Origin of the sequence: Nostoc sp. CmiVER01 (assembly GCF_034531135.2) — a bacterium.
Classification (GTDB): Bacteria; Cyanobacteriota; Cyanobacteriia; order Cyanobacteriales; family Nostocaceae; genus Nostoc.
Genome location: NZ_JAVRBU020000001.1, coordinates 267524 through 290914, shown reverse-complemented (window position 1 = coordinate 290914; position 23391 = coordinate 267524). Strand labels below are relative to the sequence as shown.

At 39.9% G+C, this 23391-nt stretch carries 18 protein-coding genes and 2 pseudogenes; 9 read left to right on the top strand and 11 right to left on the bottom strand.

The window, feature by feature from the left end:
• The first annotated feature begins 40 nt into the window (after window positions 1-40).
• The 3 genes from RMZ43_RS01030 (at window position 41) to RMZ43_RS01020 (ending at window position 2195) form a co-directional block, all read left to right on the top strand.
• Window positions 41-568, top strand: coding sequence for a PEP-CTERM sorting domain-containing protein (locus tag RMZ43_RS01030; protein ID WP_322645757.1), 528 nt, complete (start codon window positions 41-43; stop codon window positions 566-568).
• An 84-nt stretch (window positions 569-652) separates the two neighbouring features.
• Entirely contained in the window at window positions 653-1039 is a 387-nt protein-coding gene (gene gloA2 / locus RMZ43_RS01025) for an SMU1112c/YaeR family gloxylase I-like metalloprotein (RefSeq protein WP_322645756.1), read from the top strand.
• 364 nt (window positions 1040-1403) lie between these two features.
• The gene (locus RMZ43_RS01020; RefSeq protein ID WP_322645755.1) at window positions 1404-2195 is read left to right on the top strand and encodes an Rpn family recombination-promoting nuclease/putative transposase; all 792 of its coding nucleotides are present in this window, start codon (window positions 1404-1406) and stop codon (window positions 2193-2195) included.
• Window positions 2196-2281: 86 nt separating this feature from the next.
• On the opposite strand, the gene RMZ43_RS01015 is transcribed toward RMZ43_RS01020, so the two are convergent.
• A complete protein-coding gene (locus RMZ43_RS01015) occupies window positions 2282-3358 on the bottom strand; it encodes a PIN/TRAM domain-containing protein (RefSeq protein ID WP_109008493.1) in 1077 nt (358 codons plus the stop codon).
• A 405-nt stretch (window positions 3359-3763) separates the two neighbouring features.
• Here RMZ43_RS01015 and hemW point away from each other — a divergent pair, with 405 nt between their 5' ends.
• Together hemW and RMZ43_RS01005 are read left to right on the top strand one after the other, a co-directional pair.
• Window positions 3764-4945, top strand: a complete 1182-nt coding sequence (hemW, locus tag RMZ43_RS01010; RefSeq protein ID WP_322654111.1) for a radical SAM family heme chaperone HemW — start codon at window positions 3764-3766, stop codon at window positions 4943-4945.
• Window positions 4946-4989: 44 nt separating this feature from the next.
• Complete coding sequence (locus tag RMZ43_RS01005; RefSeq protein ID WP_322654110.1) at window positions 4990-5877, top strand: UTP--glucose-1-phosphate uridylyltransferase; 888 nt, start codon at window positions 4990-4992, stop codon at window positions 5875-5877.
• Window positions 5878-5980: 103 nt separating this feature from the next.
• On the opposite strand, the gene RMZ43_RS01000 is transcribed toward RMZ43_RS01005, so the two are convergent.
• Complete coding sequence (locus RMZ43_RS01000) at window positions 5981-7378, bottom strand: hypothetical protein (RefSeq protein ID WP_322654109.1); 1398 nt, start codon at window positions 7376-7378, stop codon at window positions 5981-5983.
• A gap of 320 nt (window positions 7379-7698) precedes the next feature.
• Here RMZ43_RS01000 and RMZ43_RS00995 point away from each other — a divergent pair, with 320 nt between their 5' ends.
• The gene (locus tag RMZ43_RS00995; protein ID WP_322654108.1) at window positions 7699-8823 is read left to right on the top strand and encodes a THUMP domain-containing class I SAM-dependent RNA methyltransferase; all 1125 of its coding nucleotides are present in this window, start codon (window positions 7699-7701) and stop codon (window positions 8821-8823) included.
• 288 nt (window positions 8824-9111) lie between these two features.
• Window positions 9112-9378: a hypothetical protein gene (locus RMZ43_RS00990; RefSeq protein WP_322645750.1), complete on the top strand. Its 267-nt coding sequence runs from the start codon at window positions 9112-9114 to the stop codon at window positions 9376-9378.
• Window positions 9379-9529: 151 nt separating this feature from the next.
• Here the strand turns inward: RMZ43_RS00990 and RMZ43_RS00985 are convergent, their stop codons facing one another.
• The 7 genes from RMZ43_RS00985 to RMZ43_RS00955 form a co-directional block, all read right to left on the bottom strand.
• Window positions 9530-10873, bottom strand: coding sequence for a TMEM143 family protein (locus RMZ43_RS00985; RefSeq protein WP_322654107.1), 1344 nt, complete (start codon window positions 10871-10873; stop codon window positions 9530-9532).
• 199 nt (window positions 10874-11072) lie between these two features.
• Complete coding sequence (locus tag RMZ43_RS00980) at window positions 11073-12686, bottom strand: NAD(P)/FAD-dependent oxidoreductase (protein ID WP_322654106.1); 1614 nt, start codon at window positions 12684-12686, stop codon at window positions 11073-11075.
• A 201-nt stretch (window positions 12687-12887) separates the two neighbouring features.
• Window positions 12888-13907: a S66 peptidase family protein gene (locus tag RMZ43_RS00975; RefSeq protein WP_322645747.1), complete on the bottom strand. Its 1020-nt coding sequence runs from the start codon at window positions 13905-13907 to the stop codon at window positions 12888-12890.
• 188 nt (window positions 13908-14095) lie between these two features.
• On the bottom strand, window positions 14096-15118 hold the full coding sequence (locus RMZ43_RS00970) for an S-layer family protein (RefSeq protein WP_322654105.1): 1023 nt from the start codon (window positions 15116-15118) through the stop codon (window positions 14096-14098).
• Window positions 15119-15150: 32 nt separating this feature from the next.
• Window positions 15151-15705 carry a calcium-binding protein gene (locus RMZ43_RS00965; RefSeq protein ID WP_322645745.1) on the bottom strand — a complete coding sequence of 185 codons (555 nt, stop codon included), beginning with the start codon at window positions 15703-15705 and terminating at the stop codon, window positions 15151-15153.
• A gap of 272 nt (window positions 15706-15977) precedes the next feature.
• The gene (locus RMZ43_RS00960) at window positions 15978-16103 is read right to left on the bottom strand and encodes a hypothetical protein (RefSeq protein WP_322645744.1); all 126 of its coding nucleotides are present in this window, start codon (window positions 16101-16103) and stop codon (window positions 15978-15980) included.
• Window positions 16104-16672: 569 nt separating this feature from the next.
• Window positions 16673-19105: a dynamin-like GTPase family protein gene (locus RMZ43_RS00955; RefSeq protein WP_322654104.1), complete on the bottom strand. Its 2433-nt coding sequence runs from the start codon at window positions 19103-19105 to the stop codon at window positions 16673-16675.
• Window positions 19106-19866: 761 nt separating this feature from the next.
• Between RMZ43_RS00955 and RMZ43_RS00950 the strand changes: the two genes are divergently transcribed.
• Complete coding sequence (locus RMZ43_RS00950) at window positions 19867-20424, top strand: HPP family protein (RefSeq protein ID WP_322645742.1); 558 nt, start codon at window positions 19867-19869, stop codon at window positions 20422-20424.
• A gap of 35 nt (window positions 20425-20459) precedes the next feature.
• Here RMZ43_RS00950 and RMZ43_RS00945 read toward each other — a convergent pair.
• Window positions 20460-20615 (bottom strand): annotated as a pseudogene (locus RMZ43_RS00945) (ISKra4 family transposase); the annotation flags it as partial.
• On the opposite strand from RMZ43_RS00945, the pseudogene RMZ43_RS00940 reads away from it, so the two are divergent.
• Window positions 20616-20816, top strand: a pseudogene (locus RMZ43_RS00940) (S-methyl-5'-thioadenosine phosphorylase); the annotation flags it as partial.
• Between the two features lie 56 nt (window positions 20817-20872).
• Here the strand turns inward: RMZ43_RS00940 and RMZ43_RS00935 are convergent.
• Entirely contained in the window at window positions 20873-23095 is a 2223-nt protein-coding gene (locus tag RMZ43_RS00935) for a sensor histidine kinase (protein WP_322654103.1), read from the bottom strand.
• Between the last annotated feature and the right edge of the window lie 296 nt (window positions 23096-23391).

Here is a 23391-nt window from a genome sequence, read left to right as displayed (position 1 = left end):
TTTAAATAGTTTATTTATCTAATGCGACAGGAAAATTGAGATGAAATTGTTTCAAAAATTAGCGATCGCTACTAGTCTGATTCTGGGTTTAGCTACTTTAACCACTAAATCTGCATCGGCTGCAATTATTAATTATGCGTTCAATGTTGATAGTTCTACAGCTAAGGGTAACGGTCTATTTAGCTTTGATGATGCAACTTTCAGTAATGATAATATCCCAGTAGCGCCAGTGCAATCGCTAAGTTTTCAATTCGATAATGATCCCAATATTTACACTGCAAAGGATGATGTTGAATATCCAGATTATCCCGTTGCATTTCCAACTGTATCCTTAGCAGATAACGCACCTATTGGATTGCTGTACAGCTTCCTTGACAAAGCTAATCCTGATAAAAGTTACGACATTAGTGGAACATTATTTTCTGTTTCCTCCGAAACTTCCGATTCCGGTATAGTTTCTTATCGACAAGTACCTGAACCCAGTACTTTAGCTAGCATGTTTGTTGTTGGCAGCATTGGCTTGTTTCTGAAAAGGAAGGTAAGATCAACTAAAAAGATTAAAGCTTAATCTATACTTGAGAGGGTGTAATGTGGTTGTGTTACCAACTACGTACACTCTCTTAATAGTTGTAATAAAACAAGCAAAACACCAATGAAAACTACTGGTATTCATCATGTAGCTATTATTTGTTCTGACTACGATCGCTCCAAAAAATTTTATGTAGAAGTTTTAGGATTTCCAATTATTCAAGAGACTTTTCGCGCTGAGAGAAATTCTTATAAATTAGATTTACGAGTTGGAGAAAATGCTCAAATAGAGCTATTTTCTTTCCCAAATCCTCCAGAACGGCCTAGTAAACCAGAGGCTTGTGGTTTAAGACATCTTGCTTTTAAAGTTGATGATGTTGAGGAAACTGTTTTTTATTTAAAATCTAAAGGAGTAGAGGTAGAAAATATTAGAGTTGATGAAATTACAAATAAAAAATTTACTTTTTTTAAAGATCCAGATAATTTACCATTAGAGATTTATCAGCATTAACTTGGTACTGACGAGTGAACTTGTCATCATTATAGATAATGAAGCGATCGCCAAGCGCGGAATTACAGCTTATTGCTACCCAAATTGGTATATTCACAACTCTTGTAGAAGCGATCGCTTTAATACGTTTTTTATAGTCTTCCTTCATTTATGCATCAAATTTACGGCATAAAATTTATCACTTTGTTGGAGCGACAGTAAATACTTCTACCAAAAGGATCGCTAGTTTCTGCATCCATTAGTTCCACAAAGTTCTAGATAATTTACCATTAAATATTTATAAAAATTAGAATATTAATAGATGTTTGAATTAACAAAATTAATATAAATAGCAAATGGGTGAGCTATTTGGTAAAATTCTAAAATGTTTGACAATATCTGTAAATTTTTAGCTGAAAATTTCTCCAGCGATTTTGCCACTTGGTTATTAGGCGAACCTATTACTTTAACCGAACTCAGTCCAAAAGAATTATCTCTCGAACCCATTCGTGCTGATGCCCTAATTCTGCTACAGTCGGAGCAAAATATTTTACATTTGGAATTTCAAACCCAACCTGATGCTGAAATTCCTTTTCGGATGATTGACTATCGGTTGCGAGTGTATCGCCGCTTTCCAGACAAAGCAATGCATCAAGTTGTAATTTATCTTAAGCAGACAAATTCAAAGTTGGTGCAACAAAATACATTTACAATTGCTGGAACACGCCATGAATTTTCAGTTATCAGACTTTGGGAACAACCAACTGAAGTATTTCTGAGAACGCCTGGGCTGTTACCCTTTGCAGTTTTGAGTAGTACAATTGATCCAGAAGCCGTGCTTAATCAAGTTGCACGAGAAATTAATAGTATGACAGAATCAAGAAATCAAAGTAATATTGCTGCTTCCACAGCAATTTTAGCTGGTTTAGTATTAGACAAAGAGGTTATCAGACGAGTTTTGAGGTCAGATATTATGCGCGAGTCAGTGATTTATCAAGATATTTTAGAAGAAGGCAAAGCTGAAGGCAAAGCTGAAGGCAAAGCTGAAGCTTTACTTGAAGTGGCAACCAATCTTTTTAATACTGGTATGCCATTAGAACAAATAGCAAGGTTGACAGGGTTATCAATTGAGCAGTTACAGTATTTGCAGGTAACTGACTCTGGTGAGTCCAAATAAATAATCGGTGCAGGTTGACTGCACCGATGGCCGCGCCGACGCTGCGCGTATGCACAATTTATATTTAATTGCACCGGACATTTGCCTCACGCTAATGCGGAAGCTTGGGGTTTGGCAAAAATCATTCTTCCTGCGGTGGTTTGCAAAGCACTGGTGACTACTACTCGCAATTCACCACCCACATAACTGCTGCCTTCTTCAACGACTACCATTGTGCCGTCATCTAGGTAGCCAATGCCTTGACTGGGTTCTTTGCCTTCCTTGAGAATTTTCAAATCAAGGTTGTCACCTGGTAAATAACTGGGACGGACGGCGTTCACTAAATCATTTACATTTAAAACAGGTACTTTCTGGACGCTAGCGACTTTAGACAAGTTGTAGTCGTTGGTTAACAATGTGCCGTTAATTTCTTGGGCAAAGCGCACCAACTTGGCATCGACTGTGGGAATATCTTCGTAGTCAATTGTATTAATCACGATGCGATCGGGATATTCTTCTTTGATGCGGTTGAGAATTTCTAGTCCTCGCCTTCCCCGAACCCGCTTTTGGTCTTTACTAGCATCCGCTACTTGTTGAAGTTCTTGCAAAACAAACTGCGGTACAAGAATTTGCCCTTCCAAAAATCCTGTTTCAAGTAACGCTTCAATGCGACCATCGATAATACAGCTGGTGTCTAAAACTTTGGTATTGGCGGGTTTTAGCGTTCCTTCTACTACCATCGATTCGACGGTGTTGGGATTAATAAACCGCAGTAAGCCTCGTCCGTGGGTGTCTGCCAAATTCATGCCAGTCACGGAGAGGATAATACTGCCGACAACTGCCACCAGTGGCTTAATGAATCCAAAATCCGCCGGGATGGGTAGCAAAAATAGTGGGGCTAGCATCAGGTTAGCTAGTAATAGCCCAATCACTAAGCCGATCGCACGAGTTAAAATCACTTCCAGAGGCATTTCTTTGATTTGTGATTCTAGGCGACGATATGTCGTCTGGAAACTCAGCCCGATCGCACCACCAATAATAGCCGCAAAGACGGCAACAACCAAGCGTAAAGCTTCAAGATTTGTTACCTGATCTAGTGTGCCATTGGGCAGTAGTTCAATGCTGTAGAACCCTATTCCCGACGCTGCTAAGATGAATGAAAAAATAATAATGGCGTCAAGCATGGTTGTCTTGTTTTCCTGCAACTGTGTTCACCGATAAAGTTAAGTATTTTTTATTTCATCGGTAAGATAAACTCATCAATATTGACTTACACTAAGGGTTTAGTAGGGCAATATCTGCAATTATTATAACCAAAGGCTTTTATCTTCATATTTTTCATTGTTTCGTTGTAAAACGACAAAAAGTTGTAAAGAAACTACTTGTTTTGTAAGAATTCAGAATCCAGAATCCAGAAGTCAGAATTAAGAAGACTTTGATACCCAAACTTGATAATTTTAATAAAATCTAGAAGTGATTTCACGCTCGATTTTAGAGTTCTTCTGGCTCCTGACTTCAGAACGACTGAATTCTTATCTCATTTTCATTGTCTCTAATTCGCAGTTGGCTTAAATTCATCTTTTCTCAAAATGAGTCAAAAATTTAGTATTTCTGGAATTGCGAGTTCTGCGTATGTGCATATTCCCTTTTGCAGACGGCGGTGTTTTTATTGTGATTTTCCGGTGTCTGTTGTGGGCGATCGCTTGCGGGGCGAAACATCTGGTACTATTTCTCAATATGTTGAGGTGTTATGTCAAGAAATTGCTATTACACGCGCATTTGGTCAACCTCTGAAGACAATTTTCTTCGGTGGTGGTACTCCTTCACTGTTATCAATAGAGCAGTTACAACGGATAGTAACAGAACTAGAGAAGCATTTTGATATTGCTTCTGGGGCAGAAATTTCTATGGAAATTGACCCAGGCACCTTTGATTTAGCCCATATAGCAGGCTATCGCGGTGCAGGCGTAAACCGGGTAAGTTTAGGTGTACAAGCCTTTCAATCAGAATTATTGCAAAGGGCGGGGCGATCGCACTCAGTTGAAGATATTTTTGCAGCTGTGGAACTAATCCACCAAGTCGAGATTCCCGAATTTAGTTTAGACCTAATTTCTGGGTTGCCGCATCAGTCTTTGGATCAATGGCAAGATTCTCTCGCTAAAGCGGTAGCACTTTTACCCACTCACATTTCCATCTATGATCTTACCATCGAACCAGGTACAGCTTTTGGGCGTTACTACAAACCTGGCGATACTCCTTTGCCTACGGATGAAGCTACAGTCAAAATGTACCAGATGGGGCAACAAGTTTTGACTAGTGCAGGTTATGAGCATTATGAAATTTCTAATTATGCTCAACCTGGTCATCAGTGTCGGCATAATCGAGTCTATTGGGAAAATCGCCCTTACTATGGCTTTGGTATGGGTGCAGCGAGTTATGTTGATGGGAAACGCTTCACTCGTCCACGTAAAACTAGGGAATATTACCAGTGGGTGCAAGCTGGCGGTGTGATTGATTGTGATGTGACTCCCCCAAAGGAAGTATTGTTAGAAACGTTAATGTTAGGGTTACGTTTGGCGGAAGGTGTGAGTTTGGCGGCGTTGGCCGAGGGGTTTGGGGAAGAGAAGGTGGAGGAGATTTGCTGTTGTTTGCAAGGATATTTTGAGAAAGGTTGGGTGGAAGTTGCAGAGGGAAGGTTGCGTTTGACTGATCCCCAAGGGTTTTTGTTTTCTAATGTGGTGTTAGCAGAGTTGTTTGAGAAGTTGGGGTGACAAAGAGGCAGGGGAGATTTTAAGCTGATGAGGATTGAGGATTGATGCAGAAAAATAAAGTTAGAAAAGCTGTGATTCCGGTAGCTGGTTTTGGGACTCGGTTATTTCCAGCTACTAAAGTTGTGAAAAAAGAACTTTTTCCGATTATTGATCGAGATGGTAGGGCAAAACCTGTAATTTTAGCAATTATTGAAGAGGCAATTAGTGCTGGAATTACAGAAGTGGGGATTGTAGTACAGCCGGATGATAAAGAAGTATTTGAAGATTTATTCAAGAAGCCACCCAAAAAAGAACTTTTAAATAAACTTTCACTGCAAAATCAAGAATATAGCCGATATCTCGAAGATTTAGGAAGCAGAGTTACCATATTATTGCAAGAGGAGCAATTAGGCTATGGTCATGCGGTATTTTGTGCCAAAGATTGGGTGCAAGATGAGCCATTTTTGCTAATGTTGGGCGACCACATTTATGCATCTGATATTAATAAATCATGTGCTAGTCAACTTTTAGATGTTTATGAGCAAGTTAATCAAAGCGTTGTTAGTTTAACTACAACGCCAGGAGAAAATCTTCATACATCTGGATGTGTAACAGGAGTTTGGCACAAGTTAAACTCTATTCTAGAAGTTACACAACTCTATGAAAAACCTACCATTGAGTATGCACAACAACATTTGCGTGTACAGGGAATGGCAGAAAATGAGTTTTTATGTATATTTGGTTTGTATTTACTAACACCAAAAATTTTTGATTTTTTAGCAGAACATATAAACCAAAATTTCCGAGAACGAGGCGAATTTCAGTTAACCTCTTGTCTTGATAGATTATGTCAGGAAAAGGGAATGACAGGATATGTTGTTCAAGGCAAGTGTTTTGATACAGGTTTGCCAGATACTTATCGTCAGACAATGATTGATTTTAGAAAATTATAGAGTAATCTCAGTTCAATTTTTTTGCCTGGGAGCATCTCACTTTTCCTGAATACTCTATTCCTTGAAAGTCTCTTATGTGAAGTTGAAAATTAAGCTCAATCAATCACAAAACTAACTCAAAACTAGCGTTAGTTAGAGCCGGAAAGGAGCTAGCACTCAATTGTGCAAATTTACCCCCGGAATTTATATCTGCAAAACCATCTGCCAAACCATTGGGGTTATAAAAGAGACAACCATTTGCGCTATTGTAAACAATCACCGCGCTACTACTTGCTGCTAAAGTATCGTTTGTCACTGTAGCAAAGTCTGCGGAATTTAATTCAGTTGGGAAAACTGAGTTACTTAGAGCGGTAAAAGTAGATTTAGATAGTAGGATTTTGTCTTCTTTAGGATTGAAGTCATTAATAGTATCAACTCCGAGTTCCTTAATATCAAACTTTGATCCTGTTGCAAATGCAAACTTATCTGAACCAGCGCCTCCTACTAAGAAGTCGTCCCCACTATCTCCTTGTAGGTAATCGTTGCCTTTGTTCCCGAGCAGAACATCATTTCCACTACTGCCAAAAAGAGTATCATCACCCTTGCCCCCCACAAGCTTGTCGTCACCACTACCCCCATCTATTCTGTCTGTACCATCTCCACCAACAAGGATGTCAGAACCTGCTCCCCCATCAATGTAATGATTACCAATAACACCAGAAAGCGAAATCTTGTCATTACCATCCCCAGCAAAAATAACCTTATCACCAGCCGAAAAATTCCCCCAACTAAAGGTATCGTCTCCATTTGTCGTAACAACATCACTACTTATCACATTTCTGGATTGAGCAATTGCCTCTTTTATGGCATCAGCAAAATTCTCACTTTTAGAATCAAGAGTCAGTACACTGCCTCGGCCAAGCTGGGTAACTAGTGTCTGATAATTGAGTGCAACATCACTTGTAGTGAGAAAAATTGGGATAATGTTATTTGCTTCTAGCGCAGTTTTTACTTGTCCAATCTCTGGATAATCTTCATTAGGATCAATTACACTATCTCCATTATTGGCAATAGTATCACTTGGACTAACTGCTGCCCGATCGCCTGCAACGTGATAAATACTATCGGTAGCAATTATAACAATACGAAATGAATCGACTCTGTAACCGAGACTGCCACCGCTATCTAAAGCTGCGTATAGGAGTGCGTCTAATTGTGATTCGGAGCTATCATTGCCACCAAAAGCTTTCAAGTCAAAGATTTTGTCTTTGATTGTTGTTACATTATTTGTTAAAGCGACTTCTGGTTTATATACATAGTCAGCGTAACCCCCAAGAGGCGGTAGTGGCTTATCCTTAAAGGAGGCAATACCAAATTTCAGGTCATTACCAAAAATACTTGCTAACGTCGGGTTGGTTAAACGATTTACTGTCGCCGGAATTACGGCTTTTACCCGGCCCAAATCCTGATCTGATGACGATGTTAAGTCTTTTAGCAGAACAATATCAGATACGAAAGTCATTGTTTATCCCTCTGACTATTTTAATTAATGGGTTGTCTTGCAAATAAAGTGCCTAAACACTATTTCAGCTTGATGTTATCAGGGTTAATTGGATTTAAGATAGTACTTAAAATGAAGAAATAATAATCTTTTTTCACAAATACTGGCTGTGGTGTTATTACTCCGGCTTGATTTCGTTTAGCTAGGGCTTGTTATTTAATTGGTTGTATTCTACTAAGGTTATAATTGCAGACTTAACAGCGAATGTCACAATATATAAGTTAAGTTAAGCTAAAGTTCGTCAATGGGTCAGCAGTGAAGAGTATGCTTTGGATTAGCGGATGAATCAGTATTTTGCAACGGTTGCTCGTGGATTAGAAAGCCTTGCGGCTCAGGAGTTAGAGCAGCTAGGCGCTCATTCAGTGGAGCCTGGGTTTTGTGGTGTAGCCTTTGAGGGCGATCGCACCCTACTTTATCGGGTCAACCTCTGGGCTAGGCTGCCGTTCCGAATCTTGGTGAATATCCATGAGTTTCCTTGCCTTGATACCAAGGATCTCTATTGCGGTGTTCAGAGTATCGATTGGCAAAACTATCTCACGCCCGATATGACTTTGGCGGTGAATGTCACAGGCAAAAACGATCGCCTCAACCACAGCCACTTTACATCTCTCCAGGTCAAAAATGCGATCGTTGACCAGCAGAAAGAAAATCTGGGTGAGCGTTCAAATGTAGAGCTTCACAATCCAGATGTGCGGGTTAATGTTCATATTGAACGCGATAGTTGTACCGTTAAACTCGACAGTTCTGGAAATAGTTTGCATCGTCGAGGCTACCGTCCTGCGGTTGGAGCAGCCCCCCTAAAGGAATCTCTAGCTGCTGCCCTGATTCAACTTTCGGGCTGGCAGCCAGACCAAATGTTTTATGATCCTCTGTGTGGCTCTGGCACTTTACCTCTTGAAGCTAGCTTAAAGGCACTTAATATCGCACCAGGGTTGTTTCGTGAATCTTTTGGATTTGAAAATTGGCTCGATTTTGATTTATCCCTTTTAGAAAAGCTGCTGCAAGAAGCTAAGGATAGCCAACTGGATACTCTGCCTGCACCTATTTGGGGAAGCGATCGCGATGAAAATATAATTGAGCAAGCGATTAACAATGCTCAAAACTGCGGTGTTGATAACCATGTATGGTTTTCTCAAATGGAGCTTGCTGATGTTGTTGCCCCCGCAGACAGTGGGATTTTATTCTGCAATCCACCTTATGGCGAACGGCTGGGGCGAGATAGCGATTTGGGGGCATTTTACAAACTTTTGGGCGATGTGTTGAAACAACGCTTTAAAGGCTGGACTGCATTTGTCTTAAGTGGCAACAAGGAACTGTCTCAATCGATTGGGCTAAAATCATCGCAGCGAATTGCGGTGTATAACGGAACGTTGCCCTGTCAGTTAATGAAATATGAGTTGTACTAGTAATCTGCCAAGGAAACGCAAGCGTTGTAGTCAGCAGAGGAGCGGAGGGGCAGAGGGGCAGAGGGGCAGAGGGGAAAGAACTTATAAAATCTCTCCCCTGCTCCCCTTCTCCCCTGCTCCCCTGCTCCCTTGCTCCCTTGCTCCCCTGCTCCCCTGCTCCCTTGCTTACCTCCACGTAGCAATTTTGGGTTGGTACACTACTAGCTCCAGATTGCAAATGCCTTAAAAAAGTGTCAGTATGATCTGTGACTGACAATCTGCAATTTATTTATTGCTAAAAGGCTATTTATGTCAGACCAATTCACCTTTACCGTTACCAATAAAACTGAACTGACAATTACAGAGTTGTGGGTATCTGTCGATGATGAAGAGTGGGCTTCATTTAACTTGGGTGAGTCAGGGATTCCATCAGGTCAAACAGCAACAATTGCTTGGGCTGAATATACGAATGGTTCCCCCTGTGAATGGTACATCTCTGCTGTATTTGAAGATGAATCAGAAACTGAGTCAGCCCTATTTAACTTCTGTAAAGAACCAGCTTTAATAATCGGATAAATTCTGCACTGCGATCGCCTACGCGGATGTGTACGCCATCGCGCTTGATAGATGATTGCATATCCAATCCAGACATAAAAACAAAAGCCCTACCTCGAAAGTATCTAGGTGAGGCTTGATATTAGAATTGACATCGGAACCCTAGTCCTGCCTACAAAATTATCCCATTATATTGAAAGGCATTATCCCAAACATAATCAATCACTGCTTTCGCATCATCCAAGGGGAGAACTTGACACGCTCCCTGCTGATTATAGGTTAGTAAAGGGACTTCTGGTACATTATCTGTTGTTTCGCTGTTGGGAATTACTTGACCACGAATATCTTCTAGATTGCTCAGAGGCCCTTGAATATCAAAGTTAATCTTTGTGCCTAGTTTATTCTCCATCCAAGCTTCGATACGAGAATCTAATTGTTGAGGGCTTAACGGTATAGGGCTAGTAAGTAAGTGATAGTATGCCAGAATAATTTCTTTACATTCTTCTTCTTCTGCCAATTCAACAAACATTTGAAAGACACTTATATTATTAGCTAAATTCTGAAAAAATAACGTATCGGTAACTATTTTTTGGAATTTAATTTTTTTATTTTTGTAATTAGTGTATTGCTTAAAGGCAAATCCACCCAAAGATATAGTTAATGATAAAGTTGCCACCAAAACTGGCATAAAATTTCTAACTTTTTCCAACTCTACATTGAATAATTCAATTAAAAATGATACATTTAGTACTAGTAAAATTGCCGCAACCAGCAATAACAAATTTGGCAAGGTTCTTAATATCAAAGGAATTGCTGCCCCAATAGCAGGAATTCCAAATAGTAAGCGATCTTTCCAGGTCATACTCGTTTTTACATTGGGAAAGAGTAAGTCAATGTCTAGCTTCGGAATATTTTTATAGCAGTAAACATACATCTTACCGGGAATGAATTTCAAATCTTGGATGTTGATCTTCTTTGCACGAAAGTAAGCCGCTTCTTTGAACTTGACAAATAAAACAATCCGTTCCAAAATATCAATAGTCTTTTCTTCTCGCCAAAAGAAGAACTTTTTTACTGAAATTTTTTTATAGCTATTACCCCGGTAGTAACAGATAAAGCGGTCAAAATCCTCAAAATCAACTTGAGTTTTCAAATCAATTAGAGATTTGGTTGTTAGCGATCGCTTGACAATCGATTCAGGTAACAGAAGATAATTCGCTCTTTCGACAATATGCTGAAAAGCATCAACTATATTTAACTCCATTTCATCATATTGCTCGAAGGTTAGTGGAGTTATTGGTTGAATATCTTCATTGGGGTTAAAAGGTACATAATTATCTTTAATAATTTCTAAGGTTTTATGGAAACGAAAGTGATAATACGCAGTGAGGATTTGGCAGAAATCTTGAAATTTTTTGGCATCAGCCTCATTTAGTTGACCGTCTTGCAGGCAAATTTTGATAATATCGCTGCGAGTATAAGGAATGAACGCTTCTAGATTTTTGTCAACAACCATGTTCAAAGATTAATCGAAATATAACCAATGGGTTTGCCAAGCCCCAGGAAAATGGCGAGTATCAAACATTATGTTTTTATTGATAACTAAATTTTAGTATCTTGCGTGGTAAGTCTGACAATTTTTTCTGAGCAGAGAGGGTAAATAAAGTTCGTAGTCAGGACTTTATTTCTGGATTTTTAAGCACGTTTTGTGCCTACTACAAACTCACATTCCTCAAAATACTTAAAGCCACCGCCTCTGCCACTTTGATACCATCGATACCGGCCGAGAGGATTCCTCCTGCGTATCCCGCGCCTTCACCAGCCGGATAAAGACCGACTGTATTTAAACTCTGATAATCTTCTTTGCGTTTAATCCGAATCGGTGATGAAGTGCGGGTTTCTACCCCAGTCAACACGGCATCATTCATTGCAAATCCTTTAATTTGTTTGTCAAAAGCGGGAAGTGCTTCACGGATGGCTGCGATCGCATAATCTGGTAAACTCTGACTCAAATCACCCAAATGTACCCCCGGTGTATAAGACGGTTTAACTGTGCCAAATGCTGTAGAAGGGCGATGGTTGAGAAAGTCTCCCACCAATTGCCCTGGCGCTTCATAAGTTCCACCGCCCAATTCAAAAGCTCGTTCTTCTAAGCGCCGTTGCAAGTCAATTCCTGCTAAGGCGTTGCCAGGATAATCTTCGGGTGTGATGCCCACAACGATCGCACTATTGGCATTGCGCTCATTGCGAGAGTATTGGCTCATCCCATTGGTGACGACTCGCCCCGGTTCTGATGCGGCTGCAACCACCAAGCCTCCCGGACACATACAAAAACTATAGACAGAACGACCATTTTGGCAATGGTAAACCAGTTTATAATCGGCAGCACCTAAAAGCTTATGACCAGCTTGAGCGCCGAAACGACATTGGTCGATGAGAGTCTGCGGATGTTCGATCCGAAAGCCAATGGAAAATGGTTTTGGCTCAATGTAAACTCCAAGATTAAACAGCATTTGAAAGGTATCACGGGCGCTGTGACCCACCGCCAAAACTACATAATCGCTGGCGATATACTCTCCACTGGCGAGGGTTACGCCCCGCACCTTTCCGTTTTCGATGTTGATATCTTCCACCCGGCTTTGAAAGCGAATTTCACCGCCAAGGGATTCGATTCTAGCACGCATACTTTGGACGATTCCCACCAGTTTAAAAGTGCCGATATGCGGTTTGTTGATATAGAGAATTTCCGGTGAGGCTCCCGCATTGACGAGTTCGGTTAATACCTTGCGCCCATAATGCTGAGGATCTTTGACTTGACTGTAAAGTTTACCGTCAGAGAATGTACCCGCTCCACCTTCGCCAAACTGGGCATTAGATTCTGGGTTAAAGTCTGATTTTTTCTTCCAAAAGCCAAAAGTATCAGCAGTGCGATCGCGGACTTGTTTGCCACGTTCTAAAATGATCGGACAGAAACCCATTTGCGCTAGCATCAAACCTGCAAATAAGCCACAAGGGCCAGTACCAATGACGATGGGGCGAATCGTCAAATTGCTTGGTGCTTGTGCCACTAGGCGATAACTCATGTCTGGTGTGACACTTACATGAGGATCTTTTTTCAGGCGCTTGAGTAGATGAGTTTCCTGAGTCGTTTCTACATCCAGAATATAAACAAGGGTAATCTCTCCTTTTTTACGGGCATCGTAGCTACGCTTGAAGATGGAATAGCTAATCAAATCTTCGTCCGTGATTTGCAGCTTTTTGAGGATGGCAGTCTTGATCTCATCTTCAGGATGATCAAGCGGAAGCTTTACTTCTGTTAGTCGTAACATAGCGAGGAGAAATACATACTATCTATCAAAATTTTAATCAAAATCAGCGAATTTGATATTGTGGATTTTGAATCTTCAATCCAAAATTTCAAAAGGTCTGAACGCGAATTTATCTCAAAGAGTTGCGCCAGAATTTATACTTGCTCCCCAATCAGCAAGCTACGCAAAATAAACCTAAAATCTAAAATCTAAAATCCTAAATTATTTTACTGCCGCCTCCAACATTCGTATTGTCCCAAGTTGAGCATTTATTTCCACTTCTACACCGATTGGCAAGGTAAATTTATCCTTAATATGACCAATCATTGAACCGTACCAAGCAGGAATACCTAAAGGAAGTATGTGTTGTTGCAATACTTGCATTAATGTAAACGATGGTTCATCTCCAAGACTACATTTAGTGCATTGCCCAAAGATAAAGCCAGCAATTTGATTAAGTATCCCAGCAGTTTTTAATTGCGTCAGCATCCTATCTATACGATAAACATCCTCGCCAACTTCTTCCACAAACAGAATGTTTTTGTTCCAAGAAGGTAGGTAAGGTGAACCTACCATTGCTGATAAAACTGACAAGTTTCCACCTACAAGTTTACCCCTCGCCTTTCCCGGTGCTATTATCTCCATCCGCACTTCACTAGGGTTGAGATTTTGCATAGTTACAGCTTCAGCATTAAATAGGATGCGCTTGAAGTAATCGACTGTAAATTGATTCCAGGTAGACGTAGCAACTGGCCCATGAAAAGTAATCATTTGACTACGAGCATTAATTGCTAACAATAGCGTCGTAATATCGCTGTAACCAATGATAATTTTCGGATGGGAGCGGATTAGCGAGTAGTTGAGTAGGGGTAAAATGCGATTACAACCCCAACCTCCACGCATGGGAATAATCGCTTTGATGGTGCGATCGCTAAACATCAAGTTTACATCATCGGCGCGATCAGTATCTTTACCCGCTAGATAACCATAACGGTCTAAAATATGCTTCCCCAGCTTGACTTTTAACCCTAACTGTGAGATAGATTGCTGTACTGCTTCAATATCTTTAGCGTCAACTATACCCGCAGGGGAAATCAATCCTACGGTATCACCAGCTTGTAGGCGAGGCGGCTTGCTGCTGGTGTTTGGAGATAGTTTACCTTGGGCAGTAAGTGGTGATATCTGGGTAGCTAGTGTAGCTAGTCCACAAGCTGTGAGAAATTGCCGACGCTTGATATTCATAACCATTAAGTTGGGAATTAGGGATTGTTTTTCTAATACCTAGTACCCAATTTTGTAAAGAAAGAGTAGTTATAGCACAATACAGTTCAGTTAGCGCCAAAACCTTAAACTGCGTAGGTTGAATATATTTTTTCTAACTCCTATAAAAATGAGCGAATCACGAGTGATTACTTGCAACTCAACAGCATTTACTGATGAGCATGAGTTGCACTGCAAGGTACATCTTTCTGCCACGAACCGCGATCGCCAGCAGGTATATTAGCTGTAAGTACTACCTCTCCCTTTTTGTTTACCGCCCATCCACTTGCTTCTACAATACGTTCTGGTGTGGTGGTAACTGTCCTAGTGGTAACAGGTGCATTGTTGCGCTCACTGCTAGGTTTGACCGATACCCAACCTACTTCTACTGTGCGGTTTGGGAAAATATCTTTAGTGGGATTAAGAGGTAAACCGCCGCGTCCGGTAATGATAAAGCTGCTTTGAGCATAACCTGGACTATCGCAGACTTGCACTACTTTAGTTTCTACACCTATTGTGGGTAACTCAACTAAGCCACTGTTGGGGTCGATACCAGGTGTATTAAGTTCTACAGTGCCTTGTCTACCAAATTCTGAACTAGCAGTGATGTCACTTAGGCGAGTTAGACTTTCACGAAACTTAATACCATAAATGCCATTCGTTGTGATATCCACTCTCCCACCTGCACCTGAAAAAGCATTAGCGCTTATGTCACTGTTTTCTTCGGGGATAGCAACAATAAATTTAGAGTTAATATCGATACTACCACCATCTCCACCCTGTTTTGCTGTACCTGCACTAGTGGAAATTTTACTGCCACGGCGCAGCAGTAAGAGGTCTTTTACTGATAGAGTAATGTTTCCTCCATTACCCGATGTCGTTTGCGAGGTAATACTTCCCTGGTCAAGACTCAGAGAGCTTGCTTCTACTTTAGAATCACCTGCTCTTCCAAGTCCTGTGCTGTTACTGGTTATCTGTGCGCCATTTTTGATAGTCAACTGCCCAGTTTCAATCGTTAAATTCCCGGGGTCTCCCCCGCCTGTGGTTTCAGTTGTCAAGAGGCTGGGCATCTGACCGTCGGCTGAGGTACCATTTAACTCTATAGAGTTAGAAGCATTCACCTTTACGCTTCCTCCTCGTCCCTCGCCCGTAGTACGGGCCATAGTATCTAAAAGTTGAGTTTGGTTAGGCACTACAAGACCTAGCTAATTGAAGAGATCAGACCTTAAGAAACAAGCTCAATATCAATACGGGGTATGAAATTAGGCTTGTTCTCAAGAGTGGCAAATTGAGTTCCCTGGAAGGACAAGGCACCAGTGTTGCGGTTATAACTGAACTCGTTAGTGGAAGTAGCACCAAACCCAATTGTAGAAATCTGAATTTTGTCGCTCTCCAAGTTGCTGAAGTCCTTGATGATGTCAATGTCTTCAGATTTGAAGTTGAAGACAAATTTATCAGCACCAGCATTGCCTGTGAGTGTATTGTTACCTGCACCGCCAATAAGTATATCGCTACCAGAACCCCCATTTAAGAAGTCGTTACCAGCACCGCCTTCGAGCGTGTCATTACCAGCCTCACCAACCAAAATGTCGTAGTCCCCATAGCCAAGCAGGTGGTCATTACCATCACCGCCAACCAAAAAGTTGTGACCGGCATTCCCATAAATTCGATTGTCCAGAGCGTTGCCTATGCCACTAATATCGGCGCTACCTGTGAGAATCAAGTTCTCTAGATTGTCACCCAAGTTATTGTTGCTATACAGTACATCGTTGCCTTTCAAATCATAAATATTCTTCTCTACCGAGCTCCTTTGGATTGTATCAGAATCTGTGATGCTGTCGATGAATTTGGTTTTTCCTGAACGAAATTCCGAATCTATCGAATTTATAGCACTTCCAATAGTTTTATCTATATCTTTATGTTTACGGTTGGGATTACCAGGATCAATATTGATAATACTCCCAATAGAAGAGTTTTTAATGATGTCAAAACCATCAGTACTATAGACGTATAAATCGGATATGTTAGAAGAACCGAAAACGAGGACATCAATTACATTATTGAAGAAAACTTATCATCACCACCAAGACCATCGAGAGTGTCATCACCTAAATCACCGAAAATGGAATCAGTTTCTGGAGTCCCAGTAAGAATGAATATCGTTACCAATAGTACCATTAATAGATGCCATGTCTATCATTCCTTGTCTAACTATGGTTCAGTGCAGAATTAAGTTAATTTAACGTAAGCTGACAACCAACGGTATTCGTTATCCTTTAAGAGAAACAATCTAGTTTCTTAGTAGTTCAACGGATTAAACAAGGTACAAAAAAAGTTGAGACTGTAATTAGGGTATTTAAGAGGTTATTTGAAAAGTGGTTGGCTGTGATTTCAGGCATTTATTGATCCCCCCTAACCCCTATTAAAAAGGGAAAATAATCAAAGTTCCCCTTTTTAATAGATTTAGGAAAATCTAGAACATTTTGCTACTGAAAAGACGACTTTTCAAACATTCTTTAAAGCAGATTACCACATTTTTATATTAGTGGAATAGGTTCATAATCCACCTCTAGTCTAAAACATCACCATCATTACACCTATTGGCTTGAATTTATATTCTATCTCACTATCAATTTTTTAGATTTTTCTATTTTACGCAAAACTGTACATAGTGAGCGCTAAAGCACTCACTACAAGCTACAATTATCTCAATTAATACAGATTAATTGAGATTAATATTAAACCTCTTACACGAAATCTGAAACCAAAAGCTTACTATCAGCAAACTTATTAACAGTATCAAAAGAATCACCAATTATAGGCAAAAGATTGTCATATAATTGCATTAATTGTAAACAAGTGTTAATATTAGAAACTGCTAAATTATATGCTGCAATATTTTCTTCAACAACACTCAATAATCGGCGATTAGTCGTAATTTTTTCTTTAGCTTCTTGTTCTAATGTTTTTTCTAAATAAGCACGCGCCTGTGGATATTGCTGCAAAATTTCATCTGCTTGCTTATCTGCCATTGGTAACAACTGAGTTTTCAGGGTTTGATTAATGGTTTGACGGAAAGATTTACGAATAGTTTGGGACACTTTTGGCTCAAAATCTAACTTCAATAATTGCCTAATTGCTGGTTCTGCTTCCACAATACTTTCAGCGTCGTAACCTTGAGAAGTTTGTGATAAAGTTTGGCGAAATTGATATATAGAAAAAGTGCCTTCATCGTAAAATCTGGGACTTTCTCGTACAAAGCGATCGCACTCTACACTAGCTGCACTAAATAATGCTTGAGCAACTCTTTTTTCTAATATATTGATTTCTTTTTCAATACCACCATCATTATCTAATAAACGATATAACTGGCGATAATATTCTGACTTATGAATCTTTTCAATCAATCGCTGAAAATAATTCGCTACTACTTGCTGAGAAGATTCAAGTAAAATATCTTCTAATTGATTTGCTAAGTAATAAAATGCCTCTACTAAAATAGCAATTAAAGGTGCGGTAGCGTTACGAGGATGACTAATAGTTGCACGTTGATAAGCAGAAGCTACAGAAAATGTATCTAGCAATTCATCTAAACGGCGAATCATTCTTGATTGCAACTGCTTAAAATCTGCTTCAAAAGCATCACAAGAATTATTAATTACTTGGTTAACTTCTTCTGTGATATGCTCATTAAAATCTTTACCAATTTGCTGAAGTTGCTGATTTAGGCGTTGTAACTCTTGCAACTTCATTGTCTCAATTTCTTGAGGCTGACTATCTAAGTTGCGTTGGACATTATGATAATGTTTTTTGAGGTTAATACAAATATCTTCCAAATCATCAGCAAGATTTTTAAATAATTGCGGACGCTTTTCTTCGGTAAAATAGCGAGTAATTGCCGTGCGAAATTCTTCAGTACCACTATCTTTAATTAGCTGTTCTATAATTTCATTTCCCCAATCTCCTAGAATTCGCACATAATTTTGATTTGGGGTTTCAAAGCCGTTAACAAAGACACGGAATTTACTAGAAGACAGCTTTCCTGAATTTACGCAGTAGTTGTTAAACGCATAGACAAATTGTGGTGTTTCTTCTTTACCATCTAAACCTTTAATACTTTCTGCGAAAACAGAATCTAAACCAAATCTATCTTGTTGGCTTGTCTGTTTAATCTGACTGCCATAAAATCCTAATAATCCACTGGTTTTATAAACCTTGCTTGTATTGTGAAATTGCCCACTAATTAAATCGTCTAATCGTTGCCGTAGCTGAGCATTATACCAAGTTTCATCGATGCGGTTGAAGATATAGAAAACGCGATCGCGTACTCCCCCATTCTCCCGCATTAATTCCAAAAGTTGTGTTTCTTCTTTTGTCATCTCACCCGCCGCAGCAGGTTTTAGCACACACACTACCGCCGAAGTATCAGGATGTTGAATTTTGGCATAAGTGAGTTGTGCATCTTTCTCTACTGGTGCATCTATACCCGACGTGTCAATAATTACATTACCATCTTGTAGCAAAGGATGATTACAGTAATATTCTATTCGCTTCAATACAGCACTATTACTACCACGGCGGGCATATCCAGCCGCTTCCTTGAGATTGGAGAAGTTAAATTGCTCCATTGAATATGTAGCATTATTAACCGTATTAATGCGATCGCGGTTTGCTATATATCCCTCTAGTAACAATATTAACGCTTTCGCCTGTTTTGCACGTTCTGATTTATTCTCACCACCCTCTTGCTGAATAATCGCTTCACAACCTTGGCGTAGCAGGTTAATTACATCAGCTTGGTTGATATTAGCTACTGTCTTAAATCCTAGTTGTTGACACAAAGAAACTGCTTGTTCACGAATTTCTGCTTCACTTAAAAACGTCAAAACAACACGTTCTTTATTTACTTCTGCATACTCGATTTTGCATTCTGTACCTGTAGCGTGTCCTTCTGCGCTGTAGAGTAATTCCCTTTCTAATAGTGCATTTATAAGCATTGATTTACCAGCACTAAACGCACCTGCAAATACAATTTCAAACTTTGGAGAAATCGCTTTATTTAGGGAAGTTTGTACAGATGTAATATCTTGGAAACGTAGCGTTGGTTCTTGCTGTAAAAGTTGTAATATACACTCAACCTGCTCTTTCAAATTTTTGCACTGAAGCGGTAAATCTGACATATTCAGCATCCTGACAATATTTATGTATATGTTAGTTACATTTATTGTCTTGATGGTTCAGTAGGATTTCTGAGATATTTAATGTAGTTTGGCTGTTGAGTATCACCTAACCCAATACGGTTCAGTTAAAAAATTTATCCGTTGAGGCAGGCAGGGGAAGCAGGGGAGGCAGGGGAGGAAAAATCTAACGATCATCTTCGCTCTCAAAAATGAATAATTTAATTTCTGGAAATCCTTTATAAATTTATTAGGCTGACGTGAAGAGAAGTTTAAGAGGTTGGCCTCGCCAACTTATTCGCCTCGCTGTAGTCAGTGAGCAAGAACAAATCAAACAAAGAGCAATTTCAACTAAGCTAATCGTCATTCATTTTCCACGAATGATTAGCTTGCAATACAGTTCAGTTAAGCATTTCTTTCTTCTCTCTGCGTTCTTGGCGTCCTTGGCGGTAGCCTGCGGCAAGCCGTTCGCGTAGCGTCTCGTAGAGAAGCGTCTACGTTAAAAAAATTGAGTTTGACAAAGAGTTTTAGCCTTAACTGAACCGTATTGGATTAGCTTGTAGCAAGGGCTACCCTACGTCAACGCGAACAGCCCACTTTTATGCAACTTAAACTGATCGATTTAGGCTAAATCCCAACAAAATAGAAAATTCTGTATATTTGAATACTTTTTAAAGATTTTTTGAGAAATGTCATGTTATTGTAACTTTAGTAAAGCCTTGCTCAGTCAATTCAGGGAGTCGTGATTATCGAGTGGTTCATTCATGATCGACGCTAAAAAACTTCGGTTGAAATTGCAAAATTATTGGTTTAAAACCTTTGCCAGATGGCGATCCTGTCCGCTAACCTGTCCAATAGACAGACCTCATCATCGGCATGTTTTTTGGAGTTGGATTGGTAGTTTCTTAGCCATCAGTGCAACGTCTTACCTTGCTGCAAAAACTAATTCTCCTTTGCTGATGGCTCCTTTTGGTGCTACTAGTGTTTTGATCTTTGGTGTCCCTGACAGTCCTTTGGCTCAACCTCGTAATGTCGTTGGGGGTAATCTTTTAGCTGCTATCGTGAGTCTGATAATTCTGCATTTTCTCGGTTCTTCTCCCTTGTCAATGGGAATGGCTGTTTCTAGTGCGATCGGAGTCATGCAGCTTACCGGAACTTTACACCCACCTTCGGGCGCTGTTGCATTAGTCGTCATGATGACGAAACCAGACTGGCAATTTTTGCTAACACCTGCTTTTGAGGGATCGATGATTCTAGTGCTATGCGCTGTGATCTTCAATAACTTAGCCGAGGAAAGGACGTATCCGAAACACTGGTTATAGCATTGTATCGGGAGCATCTCACTTTTTAAAGTGGCTCAAACCGACAATAATTCATTAAGGTAAGCACAGCGATGGGCAAGGACTTGAGGCACATTTTCTTGTTTCCATTGTGCCCCGAAAATTTTTGTTCGACAGTCAACCTGTTTAACGGCAGATTCAACCGAACCAGAATCAATTGAACAAATTTGTTCGTGGAAATGCTGATCGGCAATTTGCTGCGCAATCCGGTGAATGCTCAAAAGGTGATTCAAGAAACTGTGCGGCGGTTGAGTGAAAATCCACAGCCGAGTGAAGCGCATTCGGCTTTGAAGTATGGGATTTTGACTCAATTGCATAAAGCACCAGTAGCGACAAAAGAAAAATTGGAGTTATTGTTGCGGAAGTATTTATAGTATTGAATATCACTCCAGTCGTTGATTTAACAATTTTAATAAATGATGCGATTGCTCTATACTTTGAGGACGGGTTCAGAAGCTTTTTGGCGGATAGGCACTTGAATTATGAAATTAGTGCCTTGCCCAAGGCTAGAAAAACATAGCAATTTCCCACCATGTTTTTCCGTAATGATTTGGTAGCTGATTGCCATACCCATGCCTGTTCCTTTGCCTACAGGTTTGGTAGTAAAAAATGGATCGAAGATCCGGTTTTGAACCGATTCTGGCATTCCTTGTGCGTTATCAGCGATCGCAATTTCTATTGATTGTGAATCAACTAATGAAGTGCGGATAGTAATTTGACTGGGATTTTCCTCTATCTGTTGAGAGGTACGCTTGATATCTAACTCATCAAGGGCATCCATTGCATTTACCAGAATATTCATTAATACTTGGTTGAGTTGACCAGGATAGCATTCCACTTGTGGCAAGTTGCCATAATTTTTAACAATTTCAATTGCTGGACGGTCTGGTTTATCTTTGAGGCGATGTTGCAGAATTAAAAGCGTACTTTCGATGCCTTCATGAATATCAACTGCTTTAAATTCTGCTTCATCCATACGCGAAAAATTCCGCAGCGATCGCACAATGTTACGAATCCTCTCAGTCCCCATTTTCATTGAAGGCAGTATCTTTTGTAAATCTTCAATGAGAAATTCTAGATCAATTTCCTCTGCTAATGCTTGAATTTCTGGATCATGACTAGAATAGCGTTCTTGGTAGAGATAAATCATCTGTAACAAGTTTTGAGTATATTCATCCAAATGAGTAATATTGCCGTGAATAAAGTTGACGGGGTTATTGATTTCATGGGCAATACCTGCTACTAGTTGGCCCAGACTAGACATTTTTTCACTTTGAACTACTTGTGCTTGGGTACGCTGCAATTCACTCATAGCTGTTTTTAATTCAACAGTTCGTTGTTCGACTCGCGCTTCTAGTTCGGTATTACTATTTTCTAAAGCAATAAAGGATTCGCGCAATTGCTCTGCCATGTGATTAAAAGAGTGAGCAAGAGTGTTGAGTTCATGGATATTCCCCTCTGGGAGTGTCTGTTCTAAATCACCAAATGCTATTGCTTTGGTGGTCTGATTTAAACGCAAGATAGGATCTGCAATCCGACGCGAGGTAAATATGCCAATCGTCGTTGCTACTATCAGTGCCCCAAAACACAGCAGGATGCTAATTTGGGTGTTGGCATGGATTTGCGACATATAAGTTTTTTCCGGAATACCAACTACCACTAACCAGTCCAAACCATGTTGATCACGCCAAGGTACAACATGCACATAGAAATTTTCTCCTTGAACATTAACTTTCAGTTTTTGGGTATTGGTAATGGACTGAAAATCTGGAATGCGCTGCTGAAGCTGCTTGGCAATGCTTTGTAGCACCGGATTGGGGCTGTCGATTGCTTTAAGGCGTTTAATTTCGTTATTGACTACGGTAAAAGGCTTTTCTTGAGCAGAATTGGCAACCAACATACCATCACGCTCCATAATAAAAACTTGTCCGAAGCGGCTGACATTTAATTTTTGTAAAAATTCACTGAGTTTCAACAGGTGAATTTCAGCCCCCACAACACCAATCAGTTTTTTGCTGGCATCATAAATCGGACGACCTGCCGATGCCACAATATAGGGGGGATAAGCAGGATCGTAGTAAGTATAAATGCGAACCCAGATAGGTTTACCCGCTTTGACAGGTTCAGTGTAAGCAAGTTCATTGACGGTATCCCAAGTACTGGTCGTCATCACTTTGGTTGGGTTGCCATCATTATCTGTTAAGTAAGTTTTCGTATTTTTCGGCAGACTTGGAGTTTTGATCGCATTATCATCGATTGTCACCGTTTTGCCATCGTAACGACCGGCTCCAGTTCCTTCCCCAGTTGCTAGGTTCAAGCTGATAAAGGTTAGGTCATAGGCTTGCATTTCGTGCCAGAAGTACTTGCCAACCTTGAGGCGATCGCGCACATTCAGCAATCCCATGCGAATTGCATCCGCATTTAACTGGATAACTTTATGAGGAATCGATAAGTAAGCATCTAAATGTTGATTTACCTCACCACTGGTTCGCTCCATCAACTGATCTGCTAGATTGTTCACCGCTTTTTCGCCATTTTTAAACGACAGATACCCGACCAGCCCCACGATGCCAAAAAGTTGCAATACGAAAGGAACGACCAGAACAAGCTGTAATGAAAATGCACGGACTTTGCCAGATGGATGTATCTTCATGAGTGGTAAATCTTGGTTCGCGCAGGTCTTTGCTTAACCTAGATTACCCATGAGTAACTTCGGACTATCAAAATAATGTTGTGTTTAATTAAGAAACGAATAATTAATAGGTAATATCTCTATTTACAATTCATCAACTGCTTGCTATTGGACTTAATCTTACAACATATTATCCTTATAAGAATTTCATTATTCAAATATTTTTAATCAGTTTAATTCTGTAATATAGTAAATTTCCACTAATTAAATTTTTAAAATCATTCTGACTTAGTATTTTTACCTAAAAAATACTAATT

Excerpts from the sequence above, each read along its gene's own strand:
- RMZ43_RS01030 (WP_322645757.1), top strand. The coding sequence starts at position 41 with ATGAAATTGTTTCAAAAATTAGCGATCGCTACTAGTCTGATTCTGGGT.
- gloA2 (WP_322645756.1), top strand. The coding sequence starts at position 653 with ATGAAAACTACTGGTATTCATCATGTAGCTATTATTTGTTCTGACTAC.
- RMZ43_RS01020 (WP_322645755.1), top strand. The coding sequence starts at position 1,404 with ATGTTTGACAATATCTGTAAATTTTTAGCTGAAAATTTCTCCAGCGAT.
- RMZ43_RS01015 (WP_109008493.1), bottom strand. The coding sequence starts at position 3,358 with ATGCTTGACGCCATTATTATTTTTTCATTCATCTTAGCAGCGTCGGGA.
- hemW (WP_322654111.1), top strand. The coding sequence starts at position 3,764 with ATGAGTCAAAAATTTAGTATTTCTGGAATTGCGAGTTCTGCGTATGTG.
- RMZ43_RS01005 (WP_322654110.1), top strand. The coding sequence starts at position 4,990 with ATGCAGAAAAATAAAGTTAGAAAAGCTGTGATTCCGGTAGCTGGTTTT.
- RMZ43_RS01000 (WP_322654109.1), bottom strand. The coding sequence starts at position 7,378 with ATGACTTTCGTATCTGATATTGTTCTGCTAAAAGACTTAACATCGTCA.
- RMZ43_RS00995 (WP_322654108.1), top strand. The coding sequence starts at position 7,699 with ATGAATCAGTATTTTGCAACGGTTGCTCGTGGATTAGAAAGCCTTGCG.
- RMZ43_RS00990 (WP_322645750.1), top strand. The coding sequence starts at position 9,112 with ATGTCAGACCAATTCACCTTTACCGTTACCAATAAAACTGAACTGACA.
- RMZ43_RS00985 (WP_322654107.1), bottom strand. The coding sequence starts at position 10,873 with ATGGTTGTTGACAAAAATCTAGAAGCGTTCATTCCTTATACTCGCAGC.
- RMZ43_RS00980 (WP_322654106.1), bottom strand. The coding sequence starts at position 12,686 with ATGTTACGACTAACAGAAGTAAAGCTTCCGCTTGATCATCCTGAAGAT.
- RMZ43_RS00975 (WP_322645747.1), bottom strand. The coding sequence starts at position 13,907 with ATGAATATCAAGCGTCGGCAATTTCTCACAGCTTGTGGACTAGCTACA.
- RMZ43_RS00960 (WP_322645744.1), bottom strand. The coding sequence starts at position 16,103 with ATGGTACTATTGGTAACGATATTCATTCTTACTGGGACTCCAGAAACT.
- RMZ43_RS00955 (WP_322654104.1), bottom strand. The coding sequence starts at position 19,105 with ATGTCAGATTTACCGCTTCAGTGCAAAAATTTGAAAGAGCAGGTTGAG.
- RMZ43_RS00950 (WP_322645742.1), top strand. The coding sequence starts at position 19,867 with ATGATCGACGCTAAAAAACTTCGGTTGAAATTGCAAAATTATTGGTTT.
- RMZ43_RS00935 (WP_322654103.1), bottom strand. The coding sequence starts at position 23,095 with ATGAAGATACATCCATCTGGCAAAGTCCGTGCATTTTCATTACAGCTT.